This is a genomic window from Enterobacter sp. TMH.L2 (assembly GCF_050847315.1).
Taxonomy (GTDB): Bacteria; Pseudomonadota; Gammaproteobacteria; order Enterobacterales; family Enterobacteriaceae; genus Cedecea.
Window position 1 is genome coordinate 4,655,062 of sequence record NZ_CP193791.1, and the last position, 14,401, is coordinate 4,669,462.

At 52.3% G+C, this 14,401-nt stretch carries 15 protein-coding genes; 14 read left to right on the plus strand and 1 reads right to left on the minus strand.

Going from position 1 to position 14,401, the window contains the following annotated elements; all coding sequences use genetic code 11:
• Position 1: 1 nt before the first annotated feature.
• Entirely contained in the window at positions 2-994 is a 993-nt protein-coding gene (gene asnA, locus ACREYP_RS22285) for an aspartate--ammonia ligase (RefSeq protein WP_336819316.1), read from the minus strand.
• Between the two features lie 155 nt (positions 995-1,149).
• On the opposite strand from asnA, the gene asnC reads away from it, so the two are divergent.
• The 14 genes from asnC to glmU all read left to right on the plus strand — a co-directional run bounded on the left by asnC (position 1,150) and on the right by glmU (position 14,395).
• Positions 1,150-1,608: a transcriptional regulator AsnC gene (asnC, locus tag ACREYP_RS22290; RefSeq protein ID WP_008457765.1), complete on the plus strand. Its 459-nt coding sequence runs from the start codon at positions 1,150-1,152 to the stop codon at positions 1,606-1,608.
• A gap of 89 nt (positions 1,609-1,697) precedes the next feature.
• On the plus strand, positions 1,698-2,147 hold the full coding sequence (gene mioC / locus ACREYP_RS22295) for an FMN-binding protein MioC (RefSeq protein ID WP_008457762.1): 450 nt from the start codon (positions 1,698-1,700) through the stop codon (positions 2,145-2,147).
• Positions 2,148-2,517: 370 nt separating this feature from the next.
• Positions 2,518-4,407: a tRNA uridine-5-carboxymethylaminomethyl(34) synthesis enzyme MnmG gene (mnmG, locus tag ACREYP_RS22300; RefSeq protein WP_008457760.1), complete on the plus strand. Its 1,890-nt coding sequence runs from the start codon at positions 2,518-2,520 to the stop codon at positions 4,405-4,407.
• A gap of 56 nt (positions 4,408-4,463) precedes the next feature.
• Positions 4,464-5,087 carry a 16S rRNA (guanine(527)-N(7))-methyltransferase RsmG gene (rsmG, locus tag ACREYP_RS22305; protein WP_166878962.1) on the plus strand — a complete coding sequence of 208 codons (624 nt, stop codon included), beginning with the start codon at positions 4,464-4,466 and terminating at the stop codon, positions 5,085-5,087.
• A 619-nt stretch (positions 5,088-5,706) separates the two neighbouring features.
• On the plus strand, positions 5,707-6,087 hold the full coding sequence (gene atpI, locus ACREYP_RS22310; protein WP_008457755.1) for a F0F1 ATP synthase subunit I: 381 nt from the start codon (positions 5,707-5,709) through the stop codon (positions 6,085-6,087).
• Positions 6,088-6,095: 8 nt separating this feature from the next.
• Entirely contained in the window at positions 6,096-6,914 is an 819-nt protein-coding gene (gene atpB, locus ACREYP_RS22315) for a F0F1 ATP synthase subunit A (protein ID WP_039299003.1), read from the plus strand.
• A 47-nt stretch (positions 6,915-6,961) separates the two neighbouring features.
• A complete protein-coding gene (gene atpE, locus ACREYP_RS22320; RefSeq protein ID WP_000429386.1) occupies positions 6,962-7,201 on the plus strand; it encodes a F0F1 ATP synthase subunit C in 240 nt (79 codons plus the stop codon).
• 61 nt (positions 7,202-7,262) lie between these two features.
• On the plus strand, positions 7,263-7,733 hold the full coding sequence (atpF, locus tag ACREYP_RS22325; protein ID WP_008457751.1) for a F0F1 ATP synthase subunit B: 471 nt from the start codon (positions 7,263-7,265) through the stop codon (positions 7,731-7,733).
• Positions 7,734-7,747: 14 nt separating this feature from the next.
• Complete coding sequence (gene atpH, locus ACREYP_RS22330) at positions 7,748-8,281, plus strand: F0F1 ATP synthase subunit delta (RefSeq protein ID WP_008457749.1); 534 nt, start codon at positions 7,748-7,750, stop codon at positions 8,279-8,281.
• Between the two features lie 12 nt (positions 8,282-8,293).
• Positions 8,294-9,835, plus strand: coding sequence for a F0F1 ATP synthase subunit alpha (atpA, locus tag ACREYP_RS22335; RefSeq protein WP_008457747.1), 1,542 nt, complete (start codon positions 8,294-8,296; stop codon positions 9,833-9,835).
• 50 nt (positions 9,836-9,885) lie between these two features.
• A complete protein-coding gene (gene atpG / locus ACREYP_RS22340) occupies positions 9,886-10,749 on the plus strand; it encodes a F0F1 ATP synthase subunit gamma (protein WP_008457744.1) in 864 nt (287 codons plus the stop codon).
• Positions 10,750-10,907: 158 nt separating this feature from the next.
• Positions 10,908-12,290, plus strand: a complete 1,383-nt coding sequence (gene atpD / locus ACREYP_RS22345; RefSeq protein WP_008457741.1) for a F0F1 ATP synthase subunit beta — start codon at positions 10,908-10,910, stop codon at positions 12,288-12,290.
• 19 nt (positions 12,291-12,309) lie between these two features.
• A complete protein-coding gene (locus tag ACREYP_RS22350) occupies positions 12,310-12,729 on the plus strand; it encodes a F0F1 ATP synthase subunit epsilon (RefSeq protein ID WP_008457739.1) in 420 nt (139 codons plus the stop codon).
• Positions 12,730-13,024: 295 nt separating this feature from the next.
• Positions 13,025-14,395 carry a bifunctional UDP-N-acetylglucosamine diphosphorylase/glucosamine-1-phosphate N-acetyltransferase GlmU gene (gene glmU / locus ACREYP_RS22355; RefSeq protein WP_336819317.1) on the plus strand — a complete coding sequence of 457 codons (1,371 nt, stop codon included), beginning with the start codon at positions 13,025-13,027 and terminating at the stop codon, positions 14,393-14,395.
• Positions 14,396-14,401 lie beyond the last annotated feature (6 nt).

Here is a 14,401-nt window from a genome sequence, read left to right on the forward strand (position 1 = left end):
CTCACAGCAGGTCGCTAACCTTAGCCTGCACTTCTGGCGACCAGACGCCGCACTGAACCTGGCCAATATGCGGCAGCTGAAGCAGCAGCATCGTCAGACGAGACTGGCCGATGCCGCCGCCGATGGTTTGCGGCATTTCACCTTTCACCAACGACTGGTGCCATTCGAACTGGAGCCTGTCTTCATCTCCGGTGATCGCCAGCTGGCGCTTCAGGGTGTCCGCATCCACGCGGATCCCCATAGAAGAAAGCTCCAGCGCATCTTCCAGCACCGGGTTCCAGACCAGGATATCGCCGTTCAGCCCCGGTAAACCTGCTTCCCCGCCGGTTGACCAGTCATCATAATCCGGGGCGCGGACGTCGTGACGTTTTCCGTCCGACAGCTTGCCCCCGATACCGATTAAGAAGACCGCGCCAAGTTCTTTAGCGATAGCCCGCTCGCGGCCTTTTGCGTCCAGACCAGGGAAGCGCTGCAATAACGTTTCGCTGTGAACAAAATGGATTTTCTCCGGCAGCAATGCGGCCAGGCCAAACCGCTCACTCACTTCAGCCTCGGTAGACTTAATTGCCGCCCAGATGCTCTCTACGGTTTGTTTTAGCGTGCCGGTGTGGCGTTCGCCGTCACCCATCACGCGTTCCCAGTCCCACTGATCGACATAGACCGAGTGAATCGGGGATAAACGGTCTTCATCGGGGCGAAGAGCTTTCATGTGCGTGTAAAGCCCTTCGCCCGCGCTGAAGTCGTGCTGGCCGAGCGTTTTTCTTTTCCATTTGGCCAACGAATGCACCACTTCAAACTGCGCCTGCGGCAAGGTTTTCACCTTCACCTGCACTGCTTTCTCGCTGCCAGAAAGGTTGTCCTGTGTGCCATCCCCTACGCGGCTGAGGATCGGCGCCTGTACTTCTATCAGGCCCAGCTTCTCTTCCAGCTGACGGGAAAAATGGGTTTTCACAAAACTGATCTGACGTTGTTTAGCAATCCAGGCGGTTTTCATGGCTTTTCTCTTTGTTGTGGTGTTTCTGTCATCGATTAAGCAACAGAAACGTCACCGTATTCAATAATCAACAATAAAAAAGGCCAGCCTCTTTTTAATCAACGAATTTAAGGCTATAAAAAATGGAAAATCGGCATTTATCATAGGAAAAAGTGATGGATAATTATCAGATCGACAATCTCGATCGCGGCATACTCGAAGCATTAATGGCCAATGCCCGCACCGCATATGCAGAACTGGCCAAACAGTTTGGCGTCAGCCCGGGCACCATTCACGTCCGCGTCGAAAAGATGAAGCAGGCGGGGATAATTACCGGGGCGCGTATCGACATCAGCCCGAAGCAGCTCGGCTACGATGTCTGCTGCTTTATTGGCATCATTCTGAAAAGCGCCAAAGATTATCCCTCCGCTCTGACCAAGCTGGAAAACCTGGATGAGGTGACCGAGGCTTACTACACCACCGGCCACTACAGCATCTTTATTAAGGTGATGTGCCGATCCATTGATGCCCTCCAGCAGGTACTTATCAACAAGATCCAAACAATCGATGAAATTCAGTCCACTGAAACGCTGATCTCGCTGCAGAACCCGATCATGCGCACTATCCGGCCCTGATCGTTAATTTTAATACCCATATTATCCACAGGTAGATCCCCGCTCTTTCACAGCGTACAATACGCGACGATTTGAAAAGGCGGGACACAATGGCTGATATCACTCTGATTAGCGGCAGTACTCTGGGTAGTGCCGAATATGTAGCAGAACATCTGGCAGAGAAGCTTGAAGAAGCGGGACACGGCACTGAAATGCTGCATGGCCCTCTTTTAGAAGATCTTAAAGCCAGCGGTATCTGGCTGGTGGTCTCTTCCACACATGGTGCTGGCGATCTGCCGGACAACCTGCAGCCTTTCTATGACGCTATAAATGAACAGCGCCCGGATCTGAGCGACGTAAGCTATGGCGCGATCGGGATCGGCAGCCGTGAATACGACACGTTTTGCGGTGCTATAGAGAAGATCGATCTGCTTTTGACCGAATGTGGTGCAACCCGCATAGGATCCTTGCTCAAAATTAACATCCTCGATCACGACATTCCTGAGGATCCAGCCGAAATTTGGGTTGGTTCCTGGATTAATTTACTCCCTGAAGTGTAAAGATTGCGCGATCAGATGTGGATAACTCTGGTTAAAAGCTTGGATTAACCCGTAGTTATCCCAATAACAACCGCTGTTCACTTTTTGAGTTGTGCATAAACCTCAATTCTGATCCCAGCTTATACGGTCTGGGATCACCGGTAGTACACAGCAAACGATCCTTTCCAGGTTGTTGATCCTAAAATGGATAAATGGCTTATCCACAGAGGTGGTCGATCCTAATAAGAGATCACAATAAAGAGATCTTTAAATAAAAAAGATCTTCTTTTAATAACCGAAGATCCCGATGCTTTCTCGAAAGACTAAAGTTGAGTAGAATCCCCAGCCCGGGAAGTCACAAACCCTCATTCGCGAAACCGAGGCAGTTACCATGTTTTATCCAGATCCTTTTGACGTCATTATCATCGGCGGGGGTCATGCAGGCACAGAGGCGGCAATGGCCGCAGCTCGTATGGGTCAGCAGACCCTGCTTCTGACACACAATATCGACACGCTGGGACAGATGTCCTGTAACCCGGCTATTGGCGGTATTGGCAAGGGACATTTGGTTAAGGAAGTGGATGCTCTCGGTGGCCTGATGGCTACCGCGATCGATCATGCAGGTATTCAGTTTAGAATACTAAACGCCAGCAAAGGCCCGGCAGTCCGCGCCACTCGCGCTCAGGCAGACCGTGTGCTTTACCGGCAGGCCGTGCGCACCGCGCTGGAGAACCAGCCAAACCTGATGATTTTCCAGCAGGCGGTTGAAGATCTTATCGTTGAGAACGATCGTGTCGTCGGTGCGGTCACCCAGATGGGGCTTAAATTCCGCGCGAAAGCGGTTGTGCTGACGGTAGGCACCTTCCTGGATGGTAAGATCCACATCGGGCTGGATAACTACAGCGGCGGCCGTGCAGGCGATCCTCCGTCGATCCCGCTCTCACGTCGCTTACGTGAACTGCCTTTGCGCGTCAGTCGCCTGAAAACCGGGACACCTCCGCGCATTGACGCCCGCACCATTGATTTCAGCGTACTTGCTCCGCAGCACGGAGATAACCCGATGCCGGTCTTCTCCTTCATGGGGAACGTGAACCAGCACCCGGAGCAGGTACCTTGCTACATCACACATACCAATGAGCAAACTCACGAGGTCATTCGTAATAACCTCGACCGCAGTCCAATGTATGCAGGGATTATCGAAGGCATTGGTCCTCGTTACTGCCCGTCTATCGAAGACAAAGTGATGCGTTTTGCCGATCGCAACGCGCACCAAATCTTCCTGGAGCCTGAAGGGCTGACCAGCAACGAAATTTACCCGAACGGGATCTCCACCAGCCTGCCGTTTGACGTTCAGATGCAAATCGTTCGTTCGATGAAGGGAATGGAGAATGCGAAGATCGTTCGCCCAGGCTACGCGATTGAGTATGACTTTTTCGATCCGCGCGATCTGAAACCAACGCTGGAAAGCAAGTTTATCCAGGGGCTGTTCTTTGCTGGTCAGATCAACGGCACCACCGGTTACGAAGAGGCCGCTGCTCAGGGCCTGCTTGCCGGTCTCAATGCCGCACGCTTCTCTGCCGAGAAAGAGGGTTGGGCACCGCGTCGCGATCAGGCTTACCTTGGCGTGCTGGTTGATGACCTGTGCACTCTGGGGACCAAAGAACCGTACCGTATGTTTACTTCTCGGGCCGAATATCGCCTGATGCTGCGTGAAGACAACGCCGATCTGCGTCTCACCGAAGCCGGTCGTGAGCTGGGTCTGGTCGATGATGCTCGCTGGGCTCGTTTCAACGATAAGCTGGAAATGATCGAACGTGAGCGCCAGCGCCTGAAAGATATCTGGCTGCACCCGAACTCTGAGCAGGTAGCAGAGGTGAACGCGCAGCTCAGTGCCCCGCTTTCCAAAGAAGCTAACGGCGAAGATCTGCTGCGTCGCCCAGAAATGACCTACGCTGCGATGACCCAGCTGTCGACCTTTGCGCCAGGACTTCAAGATCCTCAGGCTGCCGAACAGGTCGAGATCCAGGTTAAATACGAAGGCTACATCGCGCGCCAGCAGGATGAGATTGAAAAACAGCAGCGCAATGAGAATACTGTGTTGCCAGCCACGCTCGACTATAGTCAGGTGAGCGGGCTGTCTAACGAAGTGATCGCCAAACTTAACGATCACAAACCGGTTTCCATTGGACAGGCATCGCGCATCTCGGGTATTACCCCTGCGGCAATCTCTATTTTGCTTGTCTGGCTTAAAAAACAAGGGCTGCTGCGACGCAGCGCTTAAAAACAGACGACAACAGGCCAGGCAATCCTGGCCTCTTTTTTTGATGGGTTTATGACGTGCTGACTAAATTATCTCGCCTGCTGAAAGAAGCGGGCATCACTCTCCCTGAAAATCAGCAGCAGCAACTGGTGGGCTATGTTTCGCTGCTCGACAAATGGAACAAGGCCTATAACCTCACTTCGGTGCGTAATCCAGATGAAATGCTGGTGCGGCATATTCTGGATAGCATTGTGGTCGAACCGCATTTGCAGGGCAGCCGGTTTATCGACGTTGGCACGGGCCCTGGTCTGCCTGGGATCCCGCTGGCAATCGTGCGCCCTGATTCGCATTTCACCCTGTTGGACAGCCTCGGCAAGCGTGTGCGATTCCTGCGTCAGGTCCAGCACGAGCTGAAGCTGGAAAACATTACTCCGGTACAAAGTCGCGTGGAGGATTTTCCGGCGGAACCTCCGTTTGACGGCGTTATCAGCCGGGCTTTTGCCTCGCTAAGCGACATGGTGAACTGGTGTCACCATCTGCCTGCTGTGCACGGGAAGTTCTATGCGCTGAAAGGGGTGCGTCCGGACGAAGAAATTACCCAACTGCCTGCCGGATTCACCGTTGAAAATATCGTCAAACTCAACGTGCCGAGCCTGGAAGGGGAGAGGCATTTGGTGCTGATTAAGGCAAACAAAACTTAATATTTATCAAAAAACGACGCGATAGAGATGTTTCACTGAGGTTAAAAAACGGCGGGGCGATCGATGTAATGGTTGGTTACATTTAACCAATCTTTAACTCGGATTTATCCTGCTTTTAACTTAAAAGTGATTAATTACCAGGGTAATAATTTTATTCGAAAATATCATCCGGCTAAAATTATGCCGAAAAACGGCCTTTGTCGGATGTTAAAAGTTTAACTGGAATGTCAATGAAAGGTTTTTATGATGTTTCAGCTTGTTTTAAACAGAGTGCACATTAATCAGCTTAATTATCAGTCATCTGTAATTAGTGCTTTCTTAAGCGGCAAAATAATGTCTGCCGATAAGATGTTTAATTTGTGATCGTGTGCACGCTTTGCTGTCAGGGATTTCGGCTTATTTGCACTTTTTGAGGAAGCCGATGCGATTCACCAAAAGTCAGAAAACGGCTCTGCGGAAAATTAATTAAACATTTGTTCACCTTTTCGCTACTTATTGTTTGAAATCACTGGGCCGCACCGTATAATTTGCTCGCTTTTTGAGGCTTGACTCAGCGTCGCAAAGACAGTTTTATACGACACGCGACATACCTCATAGGTAGCAGGAGTTAGGAAACGTCATGTCTGTGTCGCTCTTGAGTAAGAACGTAGCCCGCAAGCTTCTGTTCATCCAACTTCTGGCTGTGGTAGCAATTGGACTGCTGTTTTGCCTTAAAGCTCCTTCTTGGGGCGCTTCCGCTCTCGGTGGAGGCCTGGCGGTTTGGTTGCCAAACGCGCTGTTTATGATTTTTGCCTGGCGTCATCAGGCGCATACACCCGCAAAAGGCCGCGTGGCCTGGACATTCGCTTTCGGCGAAGTGCTAAAGGTGATTGCGACCTTCATCATTTTAGTGGTGGCGCTGGCGTACTTTAAGGCGGTGGTATTGCCGCTAATAGTGACGTGGGTTTCGGTGCTGGTTGTGCAGATACTCGCACCAGCTGTAATTAACAACAAAGGGTAAGAGGCATCATGTCTGCAGGAGAAATCTCTACACCGCAGGAGTATATAGGTCACCACCTGAATAACCTTCAGTTGGACCTGCGTACTTTCTCGCTGGTGGATCCGCATAACCCCCCGGCTACCTTCTGGACGCTCAACATCGACTCCATGTTCTTCTCAGTATTTCTGGGTCTGGTGTTTTTGGTGTTGTTCCGCAAAGTGGCGAAAACCGCAACCAGCGGCGTCCCGGGTAAATTCCAGACTTTTGTAGAGCTGATTATCGGCTTTGTGCATGGCAGCGTGAAAGACATGTACCATGGCAAAAGCAAGGTTATCGCTCCACTCGCCCTGACGATTTTCGTCTGGGTCTTCCTGATGAACTTGATGGATCTGTTGCCTATCGATCTGCTGCCATACATTGGTGAGCACATCTTTGGCCTGCCAGCCCTGCGAGTGGTGCCGTCTGCGGACGTGAATATCACCCTGTCTATGGCGCTAGGCGTGTTTATCCTCATTCTGTTCTACAGCATCAAAATGAAAGGCATTGGCGGCTTCACGAAAGAGCTGACGCTGCAGCCGTTCAATCACTGGGCATTTATTCCTGTCAACTTAATCCTTGAAGGGGTAAGCCTGCTGTCCAAACCTGTATCACTGGGTCTGCGACTGTTCGGCAACATGTATGCCGGTGAGCTGATTTTCATTCTGATTGCAGGTCTGTTGCCGTGGTGGTCACAGTGGATTCTGAATGTGCCGTGGGCCATTTTCCACATCCTGATTATTACGCTGCAAGCCTTCATCTTCATGGTTCTGACGATCGTCTATCTGTCGATGGCGTCTGAAGAACATTAATTTACTTACCACTACTGCGTTTAACTGAAACAAACTTGGAGACTGTCATGGAAAACCTGAATATGGATCTGCTGTACATGGCTGCCGCTGTGATGATGGGTCTGGCGGCAATCGGTGCTGCGATCGGTATCGGCATCCTCGGGGGCAAATTCCTGGAAGGCGCTGCACGCCAACCAGATCTGATTCCACTGCTACGTACTCAGTTCTTTATCGTTATGGGTCTGGTGGATGCAATCCCAATGATCGCTGTTGGTCTGGGTCTGTACGTGATGTTCGCCGTCGCCTAGTGAGCGATGTTTGAGTCATCTAGTAATATCAGAACGTTAACTAACAAAGAGGCATTGTGCTGTGAACATTAACGCAACAATCCTCGGCCAGGCCATCGCGTTTGTCCTGTTTGTTCTGTTCTGCATGAAGTACGTATGGCCGCCATTAATGGCAGCCATCGAGAAGCGTCAGAAAGAAATTGCTGACGGTCTTGCTTCTGCAGAACGTGCTCAAAAGGACCTTGACCTTGCACAGGCCAACGCGACCGACCAGCTGAAAAAAGCCAAAGCGGAAGCTCAGGTGATCATTGAGCAGGCGAACAAACGCCGTGCCCAGATCCTTGATGAAGCGAAAACTGAGGCAGAGCAGGAACGTAATAAAATCGTTGGGCAGGCTCAGGCAGAAATCGACGCTGAGCGTAAACGCGCTCGTGAAGAGCTGCGTAAGCAGGTCGCTCTGCTGGCAATTGCCGGTGCCGAGAAGATAATCGAACGTTCCGTAGATGAAGCTGCTAACAGCGACATCGTCGATAAACTGGTCGCTGAACTGTAAGGAGGGAGGGGCTGATGTCTGAATTTGTTACTGTAGCTCGCCCCTACGCCAAAGCAGCTTTTGACTTTGCCGTCGAAAACCAGAGCGTAGACCGCTGGCAGAATATGCTGGCGTTTGCTGCCGAGGTAACGAAAAACGAACAAATGGAAGAGCTTCTTTCCGGTGCCCTGGCACCAGAAACGCTCGCAGATTCGTTCATCGCCATTTGCGGCGAGCAGCTGGACGCCAACGGCCAGAACCTGATTAAGGTGATGGCTGATAACGGTCGTTTAAAAGCGCTCCCGGATGTTCTTGAGCAGTTCGCGCATTTACGCGCGCTGAGTGAAGCGATCGCAGAGGTTCAGGTAACCTCCGCGGCTGAACTTAGCCATGAACAGCTTGCAAACATTACGTCCGCAATGGAAAAACGTCTGTCACGCAAAGTTAAGCTGAATTGCAAAATCGATAAGTCTGTTATGGCGGGCGTTATCATCCAGTCGGGTGATATGGTCATTGACGGTAGCGTACGCGGCCGTCTTGAACGCCTTGCAGACGTCTTGCAGTCTTAAGGGGACTGGAGCATGCAACTGAATTCCACCGAAATCAGCGAACTGATCAAGCAGCGCATTGCTCAGTTCAATGTTGTGAGCGAAGCTCATAACGAAGGTACTATTGTTTCTGTAAGTGACGGTATTATCCGCGTTCACGGCCTGGCCGATTGTATGCAGGGTGAGATGATTTCCCTGCCGGGTAACCGTTACGCTATCGCACTGAACCTGGAGCGCGACTCCGTAGGTGCTGTAGTGATGGGCCCATACGCTGACCTCGCCGAAGGCATGAAGGTTAAGTGTACTGGCCGTATTCTGGAAGTTCCGGTTGGCCGTGGCCTGTTAGGCCGCGTGGTGAACACCCTGGGTGCACCAATCGACGGTAAAGGTCCGGTTGATAACGATGGCTTCTCGCCAATCGAAGTTATCGCGCCAGGCGTAATCGAACGTCAGTCCGTCGACCAGCCGGTGCAGACCGGTTATAAATCCGTCGATGCGATGATTCCAATCGGCCGTGGCCAGCGTGAGCTGATCATCGGTGACCGTCAGACCGGTAAAACCGCGATGGCAATCGATGCCATCATCAACCAGCGTGACTCCGGTATTAAATGTGTGTACGTGGCTATCGGCCAGAAAGCGTCCACCATTTCTAACGTGGTTCGTAAACTGGAAGAGCACGGTGCACTGTCCAACACCATCGTTGTTGTGGCAACTGCTTCTGAATCCGCTGCACTGCAATACCTGGCACCATATGCTGGTTGCGCAATGGGCGAATACTTCCGTGACCGCGGTGAAGATGCGCTGATCGTATACGATGACCTGTCTAAACAGGCTGTTGCTTATCGTCAGGTTTCCCTGCTGCTTCGTCGTCCACCAGGTCGTGAAGCCTTCCCGGGCGACGTGTTCTACCTCCACTCCCGTCTGCTGGAGCGCGCATCCCGCGTTAACGCGGAATACGTGGAAGCTTTCACCAAAGGTGAAGTTAAAGGTAAAACCGGCTCCCTGACCGCTCTGCCGATCATCGAAACCCAGGCGGGTGACGTTTCTGCGTTCGTTCCAACCAACGTAATTTCGATTACCGATGGTCAGATCTTCCTGGAAACCAACCTGTTTAACTCCGGTATTCGTCCGGCAGTTAACCCAGGTATTTCGGTATCTCGTGTTGGTGGTGCTGCTCAGACCAAGATCATCAAGAAACTGTCCGGTGGTATTCGTACCGCGCTGGCACAGTATCGTGAACTGGCTGCGTTCTCTCAGTTCGCATCCGATCTGGATGAAGCCACCCGTAAACAGCTGAGCCACGGTCAGAAAGTGACCGAGCTGCTGAAACAGAAACAGTATGCCCCAATGTCTGTTGCACAACAGGGTCTGGTGCTGTTCGCGGCTGAACGCGGTTACCTCGAAGACGTGGAACTGGCGAAAATCGGTAGCTTCGAAGCCGCTCTGCTGGCTTACGCTGACCGTGATCACGCTCCGCTGATGCAAGAAATTAACCAGACCGGTGGCTATAACGACGAGATCGAAGGCAAGCTGAAAGGCATCCTCGACTCCTTTAAAGCAACCCAGTCCTGGTAACGTCTGGCGGCTTGCTCTAGGGCAAGCCGCAAGGCATTGAGGAGAAGCTCATGGCCGGCGCAAAAGAGATACGTAGTAAGATCGCAAGCGTCCAGAACACGCAGAAGATCACCAAAGCGATGGAGATGGTCGCCGCTTCCAAAATGCGTAAATCGCAGGATCGCATGGCGGCCAGCCGTCCTTATGCAGATACCATGCGCAAAGTGATTGGTCACCTTGCGAACGGTAATCTGGAATATAAGCACCCATACCTGGAAGAACGCGACGTTAAGCGAGTGGGCTACCTGGTGGTGTCGACCGATCGTGGTTTGTGCGGCGGTTTGAACATTAACTTGTTCAAAAAAGTGCTGGCGGATATGAAAGAGTGGTCCGATAAGGGCGTTCAGAGCGAACTCGCGATGATCGGCTCTAAAGGCGTTTCTTTCTTCAACTCCGTTGGCGGCAACGTGGTTGCTCAGGTTACCGGCATGGGAGATACCCCTTCCCTGTCTGAACTGATCGGCCCGGTGAAAGTGATGCTGCAAGCCTACGACGAAGGTCGTCTGGACAAGCTGTACGTTGTCAGCAACAAATTTGTTAACACCATGTCTCAGGTTCCGACCATCACTCAGCTGCTGCCGTTACCGGCATCAGAAGATGAGGATCTGAAGCGTAAATCCTGGGACTACCTGTACGAACCGGACCCGAAAGCGCTGCTGGACACCCTGCTGCGTCGTTATGTTGAGTCTCAGGTTTATCAGGGCGTCGTAGAAAACCTGGCCAGCGAGCAGGCCGCACGTATGGTGGCGATGAAAGCCGCAACCGATAACGGCGGCAGCCTGATTAAAGAGCTGCGGTTGGTATACAACAAAGCTCGTCAGGCCAGCATTACTCAGGAACTTACCGAAATCGTCGGTGGTGCGTCCGCGGTTTAAACCAGGTTTATTACCCTAAATAGTTCGGTTTGCAGAAAGACGCCAACTGAGCAAATCCTCAAGAGCTTACTTCAGTAAGTGACGGAGGTGAGGGAAGGCAGTCAACGCATCTGCAAATTGAAATATGACGGGTAAACGAATTACGTAGAGGATTCAAGATGGCTACTGGAAAGATTGTCCAGGTAATCGGCGCCGTGGTGGACGTCGAGTTCCCTCAGGACGGCGTACCGCGCGTTTATGACGCGCTTGAGGTACAGAACAACAATGAGAAGCTGGTGCTGGAAGTTCAGCAGCAGCTCGGCGGCGGTATCGTGCGTACCATCGCAATGGGTTCCTCCGACGGTCTGCGTCGCGGTCTGCAAGTCAATGACCTCGAGCACCCGATCGAAGTCCCGGTAGGTAAAGCGACCCTGGGCCGTATCATGAACGTGCTGGGTCAGCCAATCGACATGAAAGGCGACATCGGCGAAGAAGACCGTTGGGCTATTCACCGTGCAGCACCTTCCTACGAAGAGCTGTCCAGCTCTCAGGAACTGCTGGAAACCGGCATCAAAGTTATCGACCTGATTTGTCCGTTCGCTAAGGGCGGTAAAGTTGGTCTGTTCGGTGGTGCGGGCGTAGGTAAAACCGTAAACATGATGGAGCTGATCCGTAACATCGCGATCGAGCACTCCGGTTATTCCGTGTTTGCGGGCGTGGGTGAACGTACTCGTGAGGGTAACGACTTCTACCACGAAATGACCGACTCCAACGTTCTGGATAAAGTAGCACTGGTTTACGGCCAGATGAACGAGCCACCAGGTAACCGTCTGCGCGTAGCGCTGACCGGTCTGACCATCGCGGAAAAATTCCGTGACGAAGGCCGCGACGTTCTGCTGTTCGTTGATAACATCTACCGTTATACCCTGGCCGGTACAGAAGTATCTGCACTGCTGGGTCGTATGCCTTCTGCGGTAGGTTATCAGCCAACTCTGGCAGAAGAGATGGGTGTTCTTCAGGAGCGTATTACCTCCACCAAGACCGGTTCTATCACCTCCGTACAGGCCGTTTACGTTCCTGCGGATGACTTGACTGACCCGTCTCCGGCGACCACCTTTGCGCACCTGGACTCAACCGTTACGCTGAGCCGTCAGATCGCATCTCTGGGTATTTACCCGGCAGTTGACCCGCTGGACTCCACCAGCCGCCAGCTGGATCCACTGGTTGTTGGTCAGGAGCACTACGATACCGCGCGTGGCGTCCAGTCTATCCTGCAGCGTTACCAGGAACTGAAAGACATCATCGCGATTCTGGGTATGGACGAACTGTCCGAAGAAGACAAACTGGTTGTAGCACGTGCGCGTAAGATCCAGCGCTTCCTGTCTCAGCCATTCTTCGTAGCAGAAGTCTTTACCGGTTCTCCAGGCAAATACGTTTCGCTGAAAGATACCATCCGTGGCTTTAAAGGCATCATGGACGGCGAATACGACCATCTGCCAGAGCAGGCGTTCTACATGGTTGGCTCCATCGACGAAGCCGTTGAGAAAGCGAAAAAACTTTAACGCCTAATCGGAGGGTGACATGGCTATGACTTACCACCTGGACGTCGTCAGCGCGGAGCAGCAAATGTTCTCCGGTCTGGTCGAAAAGATCCAGGTAACGGGTAGCGAAGGTGAGCTGGGTATCTACCCAGGTCACGCCCCGCTGCTCACCGCCATTAAGCCTGGTATGATTCGCATCGTTAAACAGCACGGACATGAAGAGTTTATCTACCTGTCCGGCGGTGTTCTGGAAGTTCAGCCGGGTAACGTAACCGTCCTGGCTGACACCGCAATTCGCGGTCAGGATCTCGACGAAGCGCGTGCCCTGGAAGCGAAACGCAAAGCTGAAGAGCACATGCACAGCTCCCACGGTGACGTGGATTACGCTCAGGCTTCTGCTGAACTGGCTAAAGCGATCGCCAAACTGCGCGTTATCGAGTTAACCAAAAAAGCGATGTAACTACCTGCTTGAAAAGACAAATGCCAGTCCGGGAAACCTGACTGGCATTTTTTATTTCTCAGCTTTATTCCATGCTCAAAATAACCATAAAACCAGCTAGATAGCGGTTTTCTCGGGGTGTTTAGCCCCTGTTTCGGCCTTAATTCTCATGGATTCTGCCGCGATTACTGCTATAAAAGACGCAGATAATCTCAAGGCGGTGAAATTAGCAGCAACGTATTTTTTGGTGCAAAATATGTAGAATTTTCAAGGCTAAATCGCTTTACTTCACACACTAAACAGATTCAGGACACGTATGTCAAACAGCGCAATGAGCGTGGTTATCCTTGCCGCCGGCAAAGGAACCCGCATGTACTCAGATCTTCCAAAGGTGCTGCACACGCTGGCTGGGAAGCCAATGGTTCAGCATGTCATTGACGCCGCTAATAAATTAGGTGCTCAGCGGGTGAACCTGGTGTATGGCCACGGCGGGGATCTGCTAAAGCAAACCCTGAACGACGGCTCGCTCAACTGGGTGCTGCAGGCGGAGCAGCTGGGAACCGGCCACGCGATGCAGATGGCGGCGCCGTTTTTTGCCGATGACGAAGACATTCTGATGCTGTACGGCGATGTGCCGCTGATCTCCGTCGAGACTTTACGGCGCCTGCGTGAAGCTAAACCGCAGGGCGGCATTGGTTTACTGACCGTTAAGCTTGACGATCCGACCGGCTATGGCCGCATTGCGCGGGAAAATGGCAAGGTCGTTGGCATCGTTGAGCATAAAGACGCCAGCGAAGAGCAGCGCAAAATCAATGAAATCAACACCGGGATTCTGGTGGCTAACGGCGCAGATCTGAAGCGCTGGCTCGGCAAGCTGGATAACAACAACGCCCAGGGCGAGTTTTACATCACGGACATTATTGCTCTGGCTCATGGTGAAGGGCGTGAAATTGCCGCCGTTCATCCGGATCGCCTGAGTGAAGTCGAAGGCGTGAATAACCGCCTGCAGCTTTCTCGCCTGGAACGCGTTTATCAGACGGAGCAGGCCGATAAGCTGCTGCTGGCGGGCGTTATGCTCCGCGATCCGGCTCGGTTCGATCTACGCGGTGAATTCACGCACGGGCGCGATGTTGAAATAGATACTAATGTCATTGTGGAAGGCCGCGTTACGCTGGGTAACCGCGTGAAGATTGGGACCGGCTGCGTGATTAAAAATGCCGTCATCGGTGATGACTGCGAAATCAGTCCGTATACGGTTATTGAAGATGCGACGCTTGAAGCCGCCTGCACCATCGGGCCATTTGCCCGCCTGCGCCCTGGCGCGGAACTAGCGGAAGGCGCTCACGTGGGCAACTTCGTTGAAATGAAGAAAGCTCGTCTGGGGAAAGGTTCTAAAGCGGGCCATTTGAGCTACCTCGGTGATGCCGAAATTGGCGACAACGTGAACATCGGTGCAGGCACAATTACCTGCAATTACGACGGCGCGAATAAACATAAAACGATCATTGGCGATGACGTGTTTGTTGGCTCTGATACTCAACTGGTGGCCCCGGTTACCGTGGCCAGCGGTGTCACCATTGGCGCCGGGACGACAGTGACGCGCGACATTGCTGAAAATGAACTGGTGATCAGCCGCGTAAAACAGAAACACATTCAGGGCTGGCAGCGTCCGGTTAAGAAACAGTAATTTCCC

Bases quoted from the DNA above. Each gene is read 5' to 3' on its own strand.
- asnA (WP_336819316.1), bottom strand. From the start codon at position 994: ATGAAAACCGCCTGGATTGCTAAACAACGTCAGATCAGTTTTGTGAAA.
- asnC (WP_008457765.1), top strand. From the start codon at position 1,150: ATGGATAATTATCAGATCGACAATCTCGATCGCGGCATACTCGAAGCA.
- mioC (WP_008457762.1), top strand. From the start codon at position 1,698: ATGGCTGATATCACTCTGATTAGCGGCAGTACTCTGGGTAGTGCCGAA.
- mnmG (WP_008457760.1), top strand. From the start codon at position 2,518: ATGTTTTATCCAGATCCTTTTGACGTCATTATCATCGGCGGGGGTCAT.
- atpI (WP_008457755.1), top strand. From the start codon at position 5,707: ATGTCTGTGTCGCTCTTGAGTAAGAACGTAGCCCGCAAGCTTCTGTTC.
- atpB (WP_039299003.1), top strand. From the start codon at position 6,096: ATGTCTGCAGGAGAAATCTCTACACCGCAGGAGTATATAGGTCACCAC.
- atpE (WP_000429386.1), top strand. From the start codon at position 6,962: ATGGAAAACCTGAATATGGATCTGCTGTACATGGCTGCCGCTGTGATG.
- atpH (WP_008457749.1), top strand. From the start codon at position 7,748: ATGTCTGAATTTGTTACTGTAGCTCGCCCCTACGCCAAAGCAGCTTTT.
- atpA (WP_008457747.1), top strand. From the start codon at position 8,294: ATGCAACTGAATTCCACCGAAATCAGCGAACTGATCAAGCAGCGCATT.
- atpG (WP_008457744.1), top strand. From the start codon at position 9,886: ATGGCCGGCGCAAAAGAGATACGTAGTAAGATCGCAAGCGTCCAGAAC.
- atpD (WP_008457741.1), top strand. From the start codon at position 10,908: ATGGCTACTGGAAAGATTGTCCAGGTAATCGGCGCCGTGGTGGACGTC.
- ACREYP_RS22350 (WP_008457739.1), top strand. From the start codon at position 12,310: ATGGCTATGACTTACCACCTGGACGTCGTCAGCGCGGAGCAGCAAATG.
- glmU (WP_336819317.1), top strand. From the start codon at position 13,025: ATGTCAAACAGCGCAATGAGCGTGGTTATCCTTGCCGCCGGCAAAGGA.